16 protein-coding genes are annotated in these 14196 nt (G+C 58.8%); 12 read left to right on the top strand and 4 right to left on the bottom strand.

All coding sequences use genetic code 11. From position 1 onward, the window contains the following. Positions 1-143 precede the first annotated feature (143 nt). Entirely contained in the window at positions 144-389 is a 246-nt protein-coding gene (gene tusA, locus CVE23_RS21610) for a sulfurtransferase TusA (protein ID WP_038917431.1), read from the top strand. A 44-nt stretch (positions 390-433) separates the two neighbouring features. Here tusA and CVE23_RS21605 read toward each other — a convergent pair whose 3' ends face one another. After that, positions 434-1063: a lysoplasmalogenase gene (locus CVE23_RS21605; protein WP_100850310.1), complete on the bottom strand. Its 630-nt coding sequence runs from the start codon at positions 1061-1063 to the stop codon at positions 434-436. Between the two features lie 273 nt (positions 1064-1336). Between CVE23_RS21605 and CVE23_RS21595 the strand changes: the two genes are divergently transcribed. After that, the gene (locus CVE23_RS21595) at positions 1337-1663 is read left to right on the top strand and encodes a DUF1820 family protein (protein WP_038664391.1); all 327 of its coding nucleotides are present in this window, start codon (positions 1337-1339) and stop codon (positions 1661-1663) included. Between the two features lie 60 nt (positions 1664-1723). Here the strand turns inward: CVE23_RS21595 and CVE23_RS21590 are convergent, their stop codons facing one another. Both CVE23_RS21590 and rsmD read right to left on the bottom strand, forming a co-directional pair. Next, entirely contained in the window at positions 1724-2005 is a 282-nt protein-coding gene (locus CVE23_RS21590; protein WP_038920753.1) for a DUF1145 family protein, read from the bottom strand. Further along, positions 1995-2615, bottom strand: coding sequence for a 16S rRNA (guanine(966)-N(2))-methyltransferase (gene rsmD, locus CVE23_RS21585; protein ID WP_038917435.1), 621 nt, complete (start codon positions 2613-2615; stop codon positions 1995-1997). The genes CVE23_RS21590 and rsmD overlap by 11 nt, the downstream gene beginning before the upstream one ends. A gap of 299 nt (positions 2616-2914) precedes the next feature. Here rsmD and ftsY point away from each other — a divergent pair, with 299 nt between their 5' ends. From ftsY to rpoH, 4 genes are all read left to right on the top strand, one after another. Further along, positions 2915-4246 (top strand): signal recognition particle-docking protein FtsY, encoded by a 1332-nt coding sequence (ftsY, locus tag CVE23_RS21580; RefSeq protein WP_100850309.1) that lies wholly within the window; start codon positions 2915-2917, stop codon positions 4244-4246. Between the two features lie 5 nt (positions 4247-4251). Then, a complete protein-coding gene (gene ftsE / locus CVE23_RS21575) occupies positions 4252-4920 on the top strand; it encodes a cell division ATP-binding protein FtsE (RefSeq protein ID WP_038917438.1) in 669 nt (222 codons plus the stop codon). Beyond that, complete coding sequence (gene ftsX, locus CVE23_RS21570; RefSeq protein ID WP_038917439.1) at positions 4910-5875, top strand: permease-like cell division protein FtsX; 966 nt, start codon at positions 4910-4912, stop codon at positions 5873-5875. Before ftsE ends, ftsX begins: the two co-directional genes overlap by 11 nt. Before the next feature lie 335 nt (positions 5876-6210). Then, complete coding sequence (rpoH, locus tag CVE23_RS21565) at positions 6211-7068, top strand: RNA polymerase sigma factor RpoH (protein ID WP_038917440.1); 858 nt, start codon at positions 6211-6213, stop codon at positions 7066-7068. Positions 7069-7200: 132 nt separating this feature from the next. On the opposite strand, the gene panM is transcribed toward rpoH, so the two are convergent. Continuing rightward, positions 7201-7620, bottom strand: coding sequence for an aspartate 1-decarboxylase autocleavage activator PanM (panM, locus tag CVE23_RS21560; protein ID WP_038664405.1), 420 nt, complete (start codon positions 7618-7620; stop codon positions 7201-7203). Positions 7621-8023: 403 nt separating this feature from the next. Between panM and CVE23_RS21555 the strand changes: the two genes are divergently transcribed. From CVE23_RS21555 to CVE23_RS21530, 6 genes are all read left to right on the top strand, one after another. Further along, positions 8024-9136, top strand: coding sequence for a branched-chain amino acid ABC transporter substrate-binding protein (locus CVE23_RS21555; RefSeq protein ID WP_038917441.1), 1113 nt, complete (start codon positions 8024-8026; stop codon positions 9134-9136). A 78-nt stretch (positions 9137-9214) separates the two neighbouring features. Beyond that, positions 9215-10141, top strand: coding sequence for a high-affinity branched-chain amino acid ABC transporter permease LivH (gene livH / locus CVE23_RS21550; protein WP_038664411.1), 927 nt, complete (start codon positions 9215-9217; stop codon positions 10139-10141). Beyond that, on the top strand, positions 10138-11412 hold the full coding sequence (locus tag CVE23_RS21545; RefSeq protein WP_038917443.1) for a high-affinity branched-chain amino acid ABC transporter permease LivM: 1275 nt from the start codon (positions 10138-10140) through the stop codon (positions 11410-11412). Before livH ends, CVE23_RS21545 begins: the two co-directional genes overlap by 4 nt. Then, positions 11409-12179 (top strand): high-affinity branched-chain amino acid ABC transporter ATP-binding protein LivG, encoded by a 771-nt coding sequence (gene livG, locus CVE23_RS21540; protein WP_038664417.1) that lies wholly within the window; start codon positions 11409-11411, stop codon positions 12177-12179. The genes CVE23_RS21545 and livG overlap by 4 nt, the downstream gene beginning before the upstream one ends. 5 nt (positions 12180-12184) lie before the next feature. Then, positions 12185-12886: a high-affinity branched-chain amino acid ABC transporter ATP-binding protein LivF gene (gene livF / locus CVE23_RS21535; RefSeq protein ID WP_038917444.1), complete on the top strand. Its 702-nt coding sequence runs from the start codon at positions 12185-12187 to the stop codon at positions 12884-12886. Between the two features lie 88 nt (positions 12887-12974). Beyond that, positions 12975-14159, top strand: a complete 1185-nt coding sequence (locus CVE23_RS21530; RefSeq protein ID WP_049853779.1) for an aminotransferase-like domain-containing protein — start codon at positions 12975-12977, stop codon at positions 14157-14159. Positions 14160-14196 lie beyond the last annotated feature (37 nt).

The raw sequence follows: 14196 nt of genomic DNA, 5'->3' as shown, positions 1-14196 counted from the left end.
GGCGCCTAAAAGGGAGAGACATTCACTGCCGTCACGCGTTATTCGCCGCTTATTGCGGCCTGCTAAACCGCGCGGCTTGCCCCCCTTTGCGGGAAGCGTAAACTAAGCCGCAATTTGTTCGACAATCGTTAATGAGACGCTGAATGACCGATATGTTCGCCAATCCGGACCGCACTCTGGATGCTCAGGGGCTACGCTGTCCGGAACCGGTAATGATGGTGCGCAAGACGGTGCGCCAGATGGAGGCGGGGCAAACCCTGCTGATTATCGCCGACGATCCGGCAACCACCCGCGATATCCCCGGCTTTTGCCGTTATATGGAACATGAGCTGCTGGCGCAGATGACCGAGCAATTGCCTTATCGTTACCTGCTGCGCAAAGGCGCGTGAGCACCGGCTTACGGCCCTCCGGCCAATCCGGAAGGCCGCTGTCGCTAGACGTAAAGCGAGCGTACTATCAGGAAGTGGCCGCCAAAGTAGCAGATGGCGACCAGCGCCTGATGGGCGCGGAAGTTCACGCGGAAGTGGTTCACCAGCCAGATGGCGTGGCCGGCAAATAACAGCAGCGTACCCACCAGCAGCGAGAAGTTGGATTCGTTGCCCAGCGCGAAGTAGTGTTCCCCCGCCACCCACGCCATGAAGGCGGTCACCAGCACCAGCGAGGTGACCGTCAGGCGCTCGGCTTCCAGCCGCGACCACAGCAGTGCCAGCAACAACGCCGACAGAATAATCAGCGCCAGCGGCAGCGGCCAGAAAAACCCCAGCGATGGCCGGGAGGCGAAAAAGCTGATGGTGTAGAGCAGGTGCGACGCCAGATAGGCCGACAGCGCGAACCGCAGTTTATCGCCGGAGAGCTGCATCAGCGCGTCGCCGACCAGCGTCGCGGCCAGCCCCAGCACCACCAGATAACCGGGGATGCCGAGCATCGGCGTTTGCCAGACCATCAGCATCATCAACAGCAGGGTGACGGGTTTAAACAGCCAACGCTGCCAGGCCGGACCACGGTAACTGGCATCGACATACAGCCAGCCGGAAAAAAATACGGCAATAAAAGACCAGAGCATACAGTGTCCTTAAACGTGGTGAATCGGGTGGAACTCCGCCATGCGGCGAAAGTCGGCGCACCGTCTTTTCTTGCTGACGTACCCGGCAATGTTTGTTATCCCAGCGGGCGCAGCCAGCCTAAGTATAGTAGGCGGATCCTGCGCGGATTCGTTCCGACAGCGCGTCTCCGTCCGCGCGGGGCTGCGGGTCGCCGGGCTTCATGCTATGTTAGCGGCCAGTTTTTGTGACGGAATAATGATACCCGGCGGTCTGTCGGAGGAGACGAACCTTTAATGAGCAATGAACCCGTACTTTACCGCATTCAGTTCATGAATAACGGCAAGAACTATCAGCTGTATGTGCGCGAGCTGGTGCAGAGCAATCTGTTCGGATTTATTGAAATCGCCGACTTTGTTTTCGACAACCCTTCCGCCGTGCTGGTTGACCCGACCACGGAAAAACTGAAAACGGAGTTTGCCGGCGTCGATCGCAGCTATATTCCGCTGCAGGCGGTGATTCGTATTGACGCCGTGACCGGGCGTGAACGCGATAGCGCGCGTATTTCGGAACTGGGCGACAACGTTACCCATTTCCCTTCTCTGCCAGGTAAGAAACCCTGACCTGTCCGGCGGCGCTTTGCGGTATCGCGTCGCCGTTTCCCCGGATTGCGAGTCTGCCGGTCAACGCCGTTTGCGCGGTGGCGTCGGCTGTTTGCGCTGCCAGTCCAGCAATTCAAATACCCCGAACAGGAAGATGCGCAATTGCAGCAGCCCGCTGAGCGGCGGCGCGTCTTTGGGCTGGCTCGCTTTGAGCAGCAGGAACTGCACGCCGTGCATCAGCAGCATGAATCCCATCGCCAGGATCATGAAAATATTCAGCGGGCGGGGAAAAGGGTGAATCAGGTTCATAACCAAAAATCCCCATACGCCCAACATCAGTAGCCGGCCAAGGTTAATCCAGATGCTCATCGTTGCCTCCTGGGGTCGCGTCGGATGCGTGACGGATATAAAGACGGTAGGAAACCTGCCCCGCGGTTTTTTCCCGATGCAGCGTCCAGGTGGACGGGATGGCTAGCGTGCGGTTTTCCGCTTCAGTTTCAATATAGATCCAGGCTTCCTCTGCCAGCCAGTCGCCGGCTTCCAGCAACCGCAGCGTATCGTCCAACAAACCGCGGCGAAACGGCGGGTCGAGGAACACCACGTCGTAAGGCTGCGGAGCCGGTTTAGCCAGCCATTGCAGCGTATCGGCATTCGCCACTTCAGCGTTGTCGGCGCGCAGCAGCGACAGGTTCTGCGTCAGTTGACGCGCCACATTGCGTTCGGCTTCCAGCAGCGTGGCGTGAGCGGCATAACGCGACAGCGCTTCCAGCCCCAGCGCGCCGCTGCCGGCGAAACAGTCCAGACAGCGTGATTGCTGAATCACCGGCGCCAGCCAGTTGAACAAGGTTTCGCGTACGCGGTCGGTGGTGGGGCGCAAACCGGGGCTGTCCGGCACGGGGAGTTTTCTGCCGCGCCACTGACCGCCAATGATGCGGATTTGACCGGGTGCGGATGTCGCTTGATGTTTTGCCATAGCCTGTATTTTGCTGAAATGAGGTACCGGCGGCGGCCCGCCGGATTTGATGAGGCGTTATTCTAACGGCGCCAGCCGGTGTAGCAAATGTAAAGATGCAGTTAATGGGAGACGGCGCGGAAAAATCCCTCAAATCAGTGGACATAGCCTGGGTTTGACACACCTGGTTACGGAGATTGTCGCCCTCCCCGGTGGTCCGGCGCGTGTTGCTGGCGGCGGGAAAGTGTTAAACTCGTTGTTTTATTGACTTCTATTGGTTATTGATTAGCCGCACTGGGTGGCAGGAGCGCAATTACACGATGGCGAAAGAGAAAAAGCGCGGATTTTTTTCCTGGCTGGGGTTAGGACGTCAGGACGAGGATAAAACCGAACAACCGCAACCGTCACCGGAAGCGCCGCAGGCGGATGACGCAACGCCCGCCGCTCCGGAACCGGCGCAGCACACGAGCGATGAAGCGCCGGAGCAGCCGGCGCTGAATAGTACGTTGGCTGAAACCGGGGAAACGCCGCCGCCAGAATCGCAACCGATTGAGGCTGAGGCGGAGGTACCGCCGACGCCGGTCGAACCGCCGGAAACGGTAGCAGAGGCGGCCGCGCCCGTCGCTGAACCGCAGACAGACGCGGAAGCGGAAGACGATGTCGAGTCCGAGCCCGAAACGGTGATTGCTCCGGCTGCGCCGGTGGTGTCGCAGGAGCAGGAACGCCCGACCAAAGAGGGTTTTTTCGCTCGCCTGAAACGCAGTCTGGTGAAAACCCGCCAGAATCTGGGGTCCGGATTTGTCGGGCTGTTTCGCGGCAAGAAAATTGACGACGATCTGTTTGACGAGCTGGAAGAGCAACTGCTGATTGCCGACGTCGGGGTGGAAACCACCCGTAAAATTATCGATCGGCTGACCGAGCACGCCAGCCGCAAGCAACTGAAAGACGCCGAAGCGTTGATTGCGTTGCTGAAAACGGAAATGAGCGACATTTTGGCGAAAGTGGATGCGCCGCTGGATATCGACAGCAAGACGCCGTTCGTCATTTTGATGGTGGGTGTCAACGGCGTGGGTAAAACCACCACCATCGGCAAACTGGCGCGGCAATATCAGGCGCAGGGCAAGTCGGTGATGCTGGCCGCGGGCGATACCTTCCGTGCGGCGGCGGTGGAGCAGCTGCAGGTGTGGGGCCAGCGCAATAATGTGCCGGTGGTGGCGCAGCATACCGGCGCGGACTCCGCCTCGGTGATCTTCGATGCGCTGCAGGCCGCCAAAGCGCGCGGCGTCGACGTGCTGATCGCCGATACCGCCGGGCGTTTGCAGAACAAATCGCACCTGATGGAGGAGTTGAAGAAGATCGTGCGCGTTATGAAGAAGCTGGACGAAAACGCGCCGCACGAAGTGATGCTGACGCTGGACGCCAGCACCGGTCAGAACGCCGTCAGTCAGGCCAAACTGTTCAACGAGGCGGTCGGACTGAGCGGCATCACGCTGACCAAACTGGACGGCACCGCCAAGGGCGGGGTGATCTTCTCCATCGCCGACCAGTTTGGCATTCCCATCCGTTACATCGGGGTGGGGGAAAGTATCGATGACTTAAGGCCGTTCAAGGCGGATGATTTTATTGAAGCCCTGTTTGCCCGTGAGGATTAAAACGGATGATTCGGTTTGAGCAGGTCAGTAAGGCGTATCTCGGCGGCCGTCAGGCGTTGCAAGGGGTGGACTTTCATATCCGCCCGGCCGAGATGGTATTTCTGACCGGTCACTCTGGCGCGGGGAAAAGTACCCTGCTGAAACTGATTTGCGGGATTGAGCGCCCAAGCGCGGGCCACATCCTGTTCGGCGGTCACGATATCAGCCGCCTGAGGAAAAGCGAGGTGCCGTTTCTGCGTCGGCAGATCGGCATGATCTTTCAGGATCACCATTTGCTGATGGATCGCACGGTGTATGAAAACGTCGCCATGCCGCTCGTTATCGCCGGCGCCAGCGCCGAAGATATCCGCCGTCGGGTGTCGGCGGCGCTGGATAAAGTCGGGCTGCTCGACAAGGCGCGCAGCTATCCGATTCAGCTCTCCGGCGGTGAGCAGCAGCGCGTGGGTATCGCCCGCGCGGTGGTGAACAAACCGGCCGTGCTGCTGGCGGACGAACCGACCGGCAACCTGGATGATGCGCTGTCCGAAGGCATTCTGCGCTTGTTTGAAGAGTTTAACCGCGTGGGCGTCACGGTGTTGATGGCTACGCACGATACCGGGCTTATCGCCCGCCGCCATTACCGGGTGCTGACATTGTCGCAGGGGCGCATGCTGGGAGGTCACGATGGCGAATAATACCCGCGCGCAGCGAGCCGGAAGCAAAACCCGCTCTCTGCAAGGCGGCTGGCAGGAACAGTGGCGTTATGCCTGGGCCAATACGCTGCGCGATATGCTGCGCCAACCGCTGGCGACATTGTTGACCATCATGGTGATCGCTATTTCGCTAACGCTGCCCAGCATCTGCTATCTGGTGTGGAAAAACGTCAGTCAGGCGGCGTCGCAGTGGTATCCCACGCCGCAACTGACGGTGTATCTGGACAAATCGCTGGACGACAACGCCGCCGAAGCGGTGATTGGCAAGATCAAGGCGGAAGAAGGCGTAGACAAGGTTAATTACCTGTCCCGCAACGAGGCGATGGGCGAGTTCCGCAACTGGTCCGGCTTTGGCGGCGCGCTGGATATGCTGGAGGAGAATCCGCTGCCGGCGGTGGCGGTCGTCTCGCCCAAACTGAGTTTTCAGGATAACCAGACGCTCAACACCCTGCGCGATCGCATCGCCGCCGTTCAGGGCGTGGCCGAGGTCCGCATGGACGACAGCTGGTTCTCCCGTCTGGTGGCGTTGACCGGACTGGTGGGCCAGATAGCGGCTACCATCGGGATTCTGATGGTGGCGGCGGTATTTCTGGTGATCGGCAACAGCGTGCGGCTAAGCATTTTCAGCCGCCGCGAAACCATCAATGTGATGAAGCTGATCGGCGCCACCGACGGTTTCATCCTGCGGCCGTTCCTGCATGGCGGCGCGCTGCTGGGGTTCTGCGGTGCTATCTTGTCGCTGATTCTGTCGCAGGCGCTGGTGTGGAAACTGTCGAGCGCGGTGACGCAGGTGGCGGCGGTGTTCGGCACCACCTTCACGGTGCGCGGGCTGGGCTGGGATGAAACGTTATTGTTGATTCTGATCGCGGTGATGATTGGCTGGCTGGCCGCCTGGCTGGCAACGGTACAACATTTACGCCGTTTTACACCGGAATAATCTGTATTGACGCCCGGCGCGGGCGTTTTCTGGTATACTCTTCCCTCGTGATAGCGGCGAGCAGCGAGGGAAGCGTATTGCCAGCGTCTTCGATGCGCACCTTCCTTCATCACTCGCCAGCCTGCACCCCACGACGTCCATCTTGACAGGTAAAATAAGAGGGGCAAAAGTGGAACTTGTGCAGTCAATCACACTCTAACCAGAGTTAATCCAGAACTAGCGTTAATCCGGTTTTTGGGCACAGTAATTCTGTTTTTAGGCACAGAAAGTGCAGCAAAGATCGGTATGCTGTTCGATGATGCGCAACGATTTGAATGATCTATGAGAGGGGTGGAATGACCAAAGATATGCAAACTTTCGCCTTAGTTCCCCAGGGCAGTCTGGAAGGGTACATCCGTGCCGCCAATGCCTATCCGATGCTGACGGCGGAGGAAGAGCGGGCGCTGGCTGAACGGCTGCATTATCACGGGGATCTGGACGCCGCCAAGCAGCTGATTCTTTCACACCTGCGTTTCGTTATTCATGTTGCCCGTAACTATTCAGGGTACGGCCTGCCGCAGGCGGATCTGATTCAGGAAGGCAACATCGGCTTGATGAAAGCGGTGCGCCGCTTCAACCCGGATGTGGGCGTACGCCTGGTGTCGTTCGCCGTGCACTGGATCAAGGCCGAAATTCACGAATACGTGCTGCGTAACTGGCGTATCGTCAAGGTGGCGACCACCAAGGCGCAGCGCAAGCTGTTCTTCAACCTGCGTAAGACCAAGCAGCGTCTGGGCTGGTTTAATCAGGACGAAGTGGAACTGGTGGCGCGTGAACTGGGTGTGACCAGCAAGGATGTCCGCGAAATGGAATCCCGCATGGCCGCGCAGGACATGACGTTTGATCCGTCGCCGGAAGATGATGCGCAGCCGGGCCAGCCGATGGCGCCGATGCTGTACCTGCAGGACAAATCTTCCGACTTTGCCGATGGCATTGAAGAGGACAACTGGGAAACCCATGCGGCGGACAAGTTGTCCTATGCGCTGGAAGGGTTGGACGAACGCAGCCAGCATATTATCCGCGCTCGCTGGCTGGATGACGACAATAAGTCCACGTTGCAGGAACTGGCTGATCATTACGGCGTGTCCGCTGAGCGTGTACGTCAGCTGGAAAAGAATGCCATGAAGAAATTGCGGGCGGCCATTGAAGCGTAACGCAGGCCGCAGCTAACGCATTATTCATCGTAAACGACCGGGACAGCCGCAAGCCGCCCGGTCGTTTTGTTTTATCACCCGAAGTTTTTTTATCGCCGTCTGTCCTACGGGCGCCACTGCTTTTCCTGCTATTTATTTCTCTTCCTGATTAACGACATATTCCCAGCCGCCGGATACCGGATAGAAGCCGCAGGACTGCATGAATGTGTCCATCACCGCTTCGCTGACCAGCGCATGGTCGGCGGCGTCGAGCCACCATTCCTTAACGTCAGGGCAGGCGCGCAGCACTTCTTCCACCAGATACTTACCGACGCCATGCCGCCGGGTGGACGTTCTGACCTGCAGGTCGGTCAGTTCCGCGCTGTCGCTGTTATTGTCGATTTCGACGATGACGCCCGCCAGCAGATGGCCGTTAAAACGGGCGGCAAACAGACGATGCTCATGGTTCAGGTCGCGCTCCAGCGCGTCGAAATTCTGGTGTGGCCAGATATGGGCCAAATCATGCCTGTCCTGCTCGCTGATTTTTGTGAGGCGTTCAACCGAGAGTCTCATACGCGGGTGCTCCTGTTAATTCTTAAGAATATTGTAGCGAACCTGTAGAAAAAGGGTTGTGTAACTTTTTCTGTACGGTTATCAGGGAAAAAGGTTTCTCTGCCATTAATTTTTCGAGTAATCAATTATCTCTCAGTGGTAAAACCAGCATAACTGACTATTTTAGAAACAAAATACGGATTTTAAGAGCGGTATTTTATGCTGTTTACACCGTGTTTTACTGAGAATCCCAGTTGATTTACAGCATAAAACTCCTGTTTAATATCATGAATAATAAAGTCTTATTACAAACTATTGCTTATAATAGAGCCTAACTCGTTATTACTTATGAAAAAGTGCGAGTAATAGCGGTTGATGACAATAATTATAGCAATATCCAAAAATGACAGATGGGGTAAAACGGATGAAATTAAGCAAAGGTAACGCGCTGCTGATGGGATGCCTGGCAGCGGCGATGAGCCATGCGGTGAACGCTGCGGATATCAAGGTCGCGATCGTCGGAGCCATGTCCGGTCCGGTAGCGCAGTACGGCGATATGGAGTTTACCGGCGCCCGTCAGGCGATTGCCGATATCAATGCCAAAGGCGGAGTCAACGGCAACAAACTGGTGGGTGTGGAATATGATGACGCCTGCGACCCGAAACAGGCGGTTGCCGTCGCCAACAAGGTGATCAACGACGGTATCCACTACGTGATCGGTCATCTGTGCTCGTCGTCCACGCAGCCGGCATCCGACATTTACGAGGATGAAGGCGTAATCATGATTACGCCGGCGGCCACTGCGCCTGACCTGACTACCCGTGGCTACAAGCTGGTTCTGCGCACTACCGGTCTGGATTCCGACCAGGGCCCGACTGCGGCGAAATACATTCTGGAACACGTGAAACCGCAGCGTATCGCCGTGGTGCACGACAAACAGCAGTACGGCGAAGGCCTGGCTCGCGCCGTGCAGGACAGCCTGAAAAAAGCCAACGCCAACGTGGTGCTGTTCGAAGGGGTGACCGCCGGGGATAAAGACTTCTCCACGCTGGTGGCGCGCCTGAAGAAAGAGAACGTCGATTTCGTTTATTTCGGCGGCTACTACCCGGAAATGGGGCAGATTCTGCGTCAGGCGCGCGCTGCCGGCCTGACCACCAAGTTCATGGGACCGGAAGGCGTGGGTAACTCGTCGCTGTCCAACATTGCAGGCGCGGCGTCCGAAGGCATGCTGGTGACGCTGCCGAAGCGTTATGACCAGGTGCCGGCCAACCAGCCGATCGTCGACGCGCTGAAAGCCAGGAAACTGGACCCGACCGGCCCGTTCGTGTGGACCACTTATGCCGCGCTGCAGTCGCTGACCACCGCGATGCAACGTACCAGCAGCACCGAGCCGGCCAAGCTGGCGGCCGACCTGAAAGCCAAGTCCGTGGACACGGTGATGGGCCCGCTGAGCTGGGATGAAAAAGGCGACCTGAAAGGGTTTGAATTTGGCGTATTCGAGTGGCACGCAGACGGTACTTCCTCTCCCGTGAAGTAATTGACCGAATCCGTAATACTCCCAATACCGATGCCCCCTCAGCCGTCAGGCTGCGGGGGCAATGTCTAAGGTTAAGGTATGTCCGAGCAGTTCCTCTATTTCCTTCAGCAGATGTTCAACGGCGTGACGTTGGGCAGCACCTATGCGCTGATCGCCATTGGCTACACCATGGTTTACGGCATTATCGGCATGATTAACTTCGCCCACGGCGAGGTCTACATGATCGGTAGTTATGTTTCTTTTATCGTGATTGCCGCCCTGATGATGATGGGCATTGACGCCGGCTGGTTGCTGATCGGCGTCGCGTTCATCGCGGCGGTGGTGATCTCCAGCGCCTACGGCTGGAGCATCGAGCGTGTGGCCTATAAGCCGGTGCGCAATTCCAAACGGCTGATCGCGCTGATTTCCGCCATCGGCATGTCGATTTTCCTGCAGAACTACGTCAGCCTGACGCAAGGGTCGCGCGATGTGGCGCTGCCGAGCCTGATCCACGGCCAGTGGGTGCTGGGCGAAAGCAACGGTTTTGCCGCTACGCTTTCCTCCATGCAGCTCACCATCTGGATTGTCACCTTCCTGGCGATGCTGGCGCTGACGCTGTTTATCCGTTACTCCCGCATGGGGCGCGCCTGCCGCGCCTGCGCGGAAGACCTGAAAATGGCGAGCCTGCTGGGCATCAGCACCGACCGCGTGATTTCTTTGACCTTCGTCATCGGCGCCGTGATGGCGGCGGTGGCCGGGGTGTTGCTGGGCCAATTCTATGGCGTGATTAACCCCTATATCGGCTTCATGGCCGGGATGAAAGCGTTTACCGCCGCAGTGCTGGGTGGTATCGGCAGTATTCCGGGAGCGATGATCGGCGGTCTGGTGCTGGGTATCGCCGAAGCGCTGACCTCCGCTTACCTCAGCACCGAATACAAGGACGTGGTGTCCTTCGCGCTGCTGATTGTGGTGCTGCTGGTCATGCCGACCGGGATTCTTGGCCGTCCGGAGGTGGAGAAGGTATGAAACTGCACACGCTGGTTAATGCCGTTGTATCGGCGCTGGTGCTGCTGGTACTGGCCACGTTCGTGATGGGAATGCAACTGAGTCTGGATGGGACTCAACTGGTGGTGCACGGCGCGGAAAAAGTGCGTTGGTACTGGATCGGCGCCGCCTGCGCGCTGGTGTTCCTGTTTCAACTGCTGCGGCCTGCGCTGGCTCAGGGGGCGAAGAAAGTGTCCGGCCCCGGTTTTGTGCTGCCGAGCTTTGACGGCAGTACGCCGCGGCAGAAACTGCTGGCGCTGGCGCTGATCATCGCCGCGGTTGCCTGGCCGTTTGTGGTATCGCGCGGTACTGTGGATATCGCCACGCTGACCATGATTTACATCATTCTGGGCCTCGGCCTGAACGTGGTGGTGGGGTTGTCCGGTCTGCTGGTGCTGGGGTACGGCGGTTTCTACGCTATCGGCGCCTACACCTACGCGCTGTTGAGTCACTACTACGGTCTTGGCTTCTGGCAGTGTCTGCCGCTGGCGGGCCTGACGGCGGCGCTGTCCGGTTTCCTGCTGGGGTTCCCGGTGCTGCGGCTGCGCGGCGACTATCTGGCGATCGTCACCCTCGGGTTTGGCGAAATCGTGCGTATCCTGCTGCTCAACAATACCGGTTTCACCGGTGGGCCGAACGGCATCAGCCAGATTCCGAAGCCGACCTTCTTCGGTCTGGAGTTCAGCCGTTCGCCGCGCGAAGGCGGTTGGGATACCTTCCATCACTTCTTTGGCCTGACCTATGACCCCAGCGATCGCATCATCTTCCTGTACATGGTGGCGCTGCTGCTGGTATTGCTGACGCTGTTTATCATCAACCGTCTGCTGCGTATGCCGCTGGGTCGCGCCTGGGAAGCGCTGCGTGAAGATGAAATCGCCTGCCGTTCGCTGGGCCTGAGCCCGACCAAAATCAAGCTGACCGCGTTTACCATCAGCGCGGCGTTCGCCGGTTTTGCCGGGACGCTGTTCGCCGCCCGTCAGGGGTTCGTCAGCCCGGAATCCTTCACCTTCGTCGAGTCGGCCTTCGTGCTGGCGATCGTGGTGCTGGGCGGAATGGGGTCGCAGTTTGCGGTGATTCTGGCCGCCATTCTGCTGGTGGTGTCTCGTGAGCTGATGCGTGACCTGAACGAATACAGCATGCTGCTGCTGGGCGCCCTGATGGTGCTGATGATGATTTGGCGCCCGCAAGGGCTGTTGCCGATGAAACGCCCGCAGATGAAGTTGCAGATTGAGAAGAAGGAAGAGCAGGCATGAGTACGCAGCCATTATTGTCGGTCCGGGGCCTGATGATGCGCTTCGGCGGCCTGCTGGCGGTCAACAACGTCGAGCTGGATTTGCATCAGGGCGAGGTAGTGTCGCTGATCGGCCCCAACGGCGCCGGTAAAACCACGGTGTTTAACTGCCTGACCGGTTTCTACCGCCCCACCGGCGGCACCATTTTGTTGCGTGACCAGCATCTGGAAGGCTTGCCGGGCCAGCAGATTGCCCGCATGGGCGTGGTGCGCACCTTCCAGCACGTGCGTCTGTTCCGTGAAATGACGGTGATTGAGAACCTGCTGGTAGCGCAACATCAGCACCTCAAGAGCGGCGTGTTCGCCGGTCTGCTGAAGACGCCGGCGTTTCGCCGCGCCGAAGCCGACGCCCAGCAGCGCGCGGCCGTTTGGCTGGAGCGGGTGGGCTTGCTCGATCTGGCGAACCGTCAGGCGGGGAACCTGGCTTACGGTCAGCAGCGTCGGCTGGAGATCGCCCGCTGTATGGTGACCCGTCCGGAATTGCTGATGCTGGATGAACCGGCCGCCGGCCTGAACCCGAAAGAGACGGAAGAACTCAACGAGTTGATTATCGACCTGCGCGGCAACCACCAGGTTTCTGTCTTGCTGATCGAGCACGATATGAAGCTGGTGATGGGCATTTCCGACCGGATTTACGTGGTGAATCAGGGTACGCCGCTGGCGAATGGCACCCCGGCTGAAATTCGTAACAACCCGGATGTTATCCGTGCGTATCTGGGTGAAGGATAAAACGTATGTTGTCATTGAATCAGGTTTCTGCGCACTACGGCAAAATTCAGGCGCTGCATCAGGTGAGCCTGCATATCAATCAGGGCGAGATCGTGACGCTGATTGGCGCCAACGGCGCGGGCAAAACCACCCTGCTGGGAACGCTGTGCGGTGAGCCGCGCGCCTCGGAAGGGTCGATCGTTTTCGACGGCAAGGACATTACCGACTGGCAGACGGCGCGCATCATGCGCGAAGCTATCGCCATTGTGCCGGAAGGCCGCCGGGTATTTTCCCGCATGACGGTGGAAGAGAATCTGGCGATGGGCGGGTTCTTCGCCAGCCGCGAACAGTATCAGCAGCGCATTGCGCGCGTGTACGACCTGTTCCCGCGGCTGTATGAACGTCGCGTCCAGCGCGCCGGCACCATGTCCGGCGGCGAGCAGCAGATGCTGGCTATCGGCCGCGCGCTGATGAGCCAGCCGCGTTTGCTGCTGCTGGACGAACCGTCGCTGGGGTTGGCGCCGATCATCATTTTGCAGATTTTCGACACCATCCAGCAGTTGCGCGAAGAAGGCATGACCATCTTCCTGGTGGAGCAGAACGCCAATCAGGCGCTGCGTCTGGCGGATCGCGGTTATGTGCTGGAAAACGGCCGCGTGGTGCTGGAAGACACCGGCGATGCTTTGTTAGCTAACGAAGCCGTGCGTTCTGCCTACCTTGGCGGTTAAACTGCTTATGTACGACACCTTTATCGGGCCGGCCTCCTCCGGCCCGTTGTTCTATCATAACTTTTTCAAAAAATAAGTGAGACTCAACATGTCAACGGATGGGTTACTGGCGCAGCGCATGGCGCGCCTGAAAAGCTCCGCGATTCGTGAATTGCTCAAACACAGCAAAATGGACGGCGTGATTTCGTTGGCGGGCGGCATTCCTTCTGATGCGTTGTTTGATTTCCAGGGACTGAATGAAGCGACCCAACTGGCGATTACCGAGCAGCCGAAATCGGCGTTCCAGTATGGCCTGACCGAAGGCAGCCCGCTGCTGCGCGAGCGTATCGCCGAACTGTGCGCGCTGCGTGGCGTCCGCACGCAGGCGCAGGACATCGTGGTGACGGCGGGTTCTCAGCAGGCGCTGGATCTGGTGATGCGCGCCACCACCAACCCGCAGGATATCTTTGTGGTGGAGCGCCCGACTTATCTGGCGGCGCTGCAAACGCTGGAACTGGCGGAAGCGCAGGTGATGTCGGTGTCGTCCGACGAAAACGGCATGGTGGTGGACGAACTGGCCGCCCTGCTGGAAACGACGCGCATCAAGGGCGTCTACCTGGTGCCGAATTTCGGCAACCCCAGCGGCGTCACCCTGAGCGACGCGCGTCGTCGTCAACTGGTGGCGCTGGCCGCCCGTCACGATTTCCTGATCGTGGAAGATGACCCGTACGGCGAACTGCGTTTCACCGAAGAACGCCACGCCACCATTTATCAGCTGGCGCAGGAAGCCGGACACGCCGATCGCGTGGTCTATACCTCGTCGTTCTCCAAGATTCTGGCGCCGGGGCTGCGTCTGGGCTGGGCGATTCTGCCCGACTGGTTGCTGCACAAAGTGGCGATCATCAAACAGGCCGCCGATCTGCACGCCAGCTCGCTGTCTCAGACTATCGTGGAATACTATCTGGGAACCGGGCGTCTGCCGGCGCAGATTGACAAGATCCGTCAGGCTTACCGCCAGAAAGGCGAACTGCTGTCCGAACTGATGGCCAGTGAGCTGGGCGATGTGATCAGCTTCAACCAGCCGAAAGGCGGCATGTTCCTGTGGGCGCGTTTCCGTCAGCCGTTTGATACCACCGCCTGGCTGCAGAAAACGCTGGCGCAGGGGGTGGTGTTCGTGCCCGGCGAGTTCTTCTTCGCCGATCGGCCGGACCAGTCCACGCTGCGTCTGTCGTTCGCCACCGCGACCGAAGAGCAGATGCACGAGGCGGTCGCCCGCCTGCGTCGCGCGCTGTGATTGATCGTTGTAACCGATGACGATGATAACCGCTGCC

Origin of the sequence: Dickeya fangzhongdai, from assembly GCF_002812485.1 — a bacterium.
Taxonomy (GTDB): domain Bacteria; phylum Pseudomonadota; class Gammaproteobacteria; order Enterobacterales; family Enterobacteriaceae; genus Dickeya; species Dickeya fangzhongdai.
This window is presented reverse-complemented; position numbering and strand designations above follow the sequence as displayed.

Excerpts from the sequence above, each read along its gene's own strand:
- livH (WP_038664411.1), top strand. The coding sequence starts at position 9,215 with ATGTCCGAGCAGTTCCTCTATTTCCTTCAGCAGATGTTCAACGGCGTG.
- ftsE (WP_038917438.1), top strand. The coding sequence starts at position 4,252 with ATGATTCGGTTTGAGCAGGTCAGTAAGGCGTATCTCGGCGGCCGTCAG.
- ftsY (WP_100850309.1), top strand. The coding sequence starts at position 2,915 with ATGGCGAAAGAGAAAAAGCGCGGATTTTTTTCCTGGCTGGGGTTAGGA.
- rpoH (WP_038917440.1), top strand. The coding sequence starts at position 6,211 with ATGACCAAAGATATGCAAACTTTCGCCTTAGTTCCCCAGGGCAGTCTG.
- CVE23_RS21595 (WP_038664391.1), top strand. The coding sequence starts at position 1,337 with ATGAGCAATGAACCCGTACTTTACCGCATTCAGTTCATGAATAACGGC.
- livG (WP_038664417.1), top strand. The coding sequence starts at position 11,409 with ATGAGTACGCAGCCATTATTGTCGGTCCGGGGCCTGATGATGCGCTTC.
- CVE23_RS21530 (WP_049853779.1), top strand. The coding sequence starts at position 12,975 with ATGTCAACGGATGGGTTACTGGCGCAGCGCATGGCGCGCCTGAAAAGC.
- CVE23_RS21545 (WP_038917443.1), top strand. The coding sequence starts at position 10,138 with ATGAAACTGCACACGCTGGTTAATGCCGTTGTATCGGCGCTGGTGCTG.
- CVE23_RS21605 (WP_100850310.1), bottom strand. The coding sequence starts at position 1,063 with ATGCTCTGGTCTTTTATTGCCGTATTTTTTTCCGGCTGGCTGTATGTC.
- ftsX (WP_038917439.1), top strand. The coding sequence starts at position 4,910 with ATGGCGAATAATACCCGCGCGCAGCGAGCCGGAAGCAAAACCCGCTCT.
- rsmD (WP_038917435.1), bottom strand. The coding sequence starts at position 2,615 with ATGGCAAAACATCAAGCGACATCCGCACCCGGTCAAATCCGCATCATT.
- tusA (WP_038917431.1), top strand. The coding sequence starts at position 144 with ATGACCGATATGTTCGCCAATCCGGACCGCACTCTGGATGCTCAGGGG.
- livF (WP_038917444.1), top strand. The coding sequence starts at position 12,185 with ATGTTGTCATTGAATCAGGTTTCTGCGCACTACGGCAAAATTCAGGCG.
- panM (WP_038664405.1), bottom strand. The coding sequence starts at position 7,620 with ATGAGACTCTCGGTTGAACGCCTCACAAAAATCAGCGAGCAGGACAGG.
- CVE23_RS21555 (WP_038917441.1), top strand. The coding sequence starts at position 8,024 with ATGAAATTAAGCAAAGGTAACGCGCTGCTGATGGGATGCCTGGCAGCG.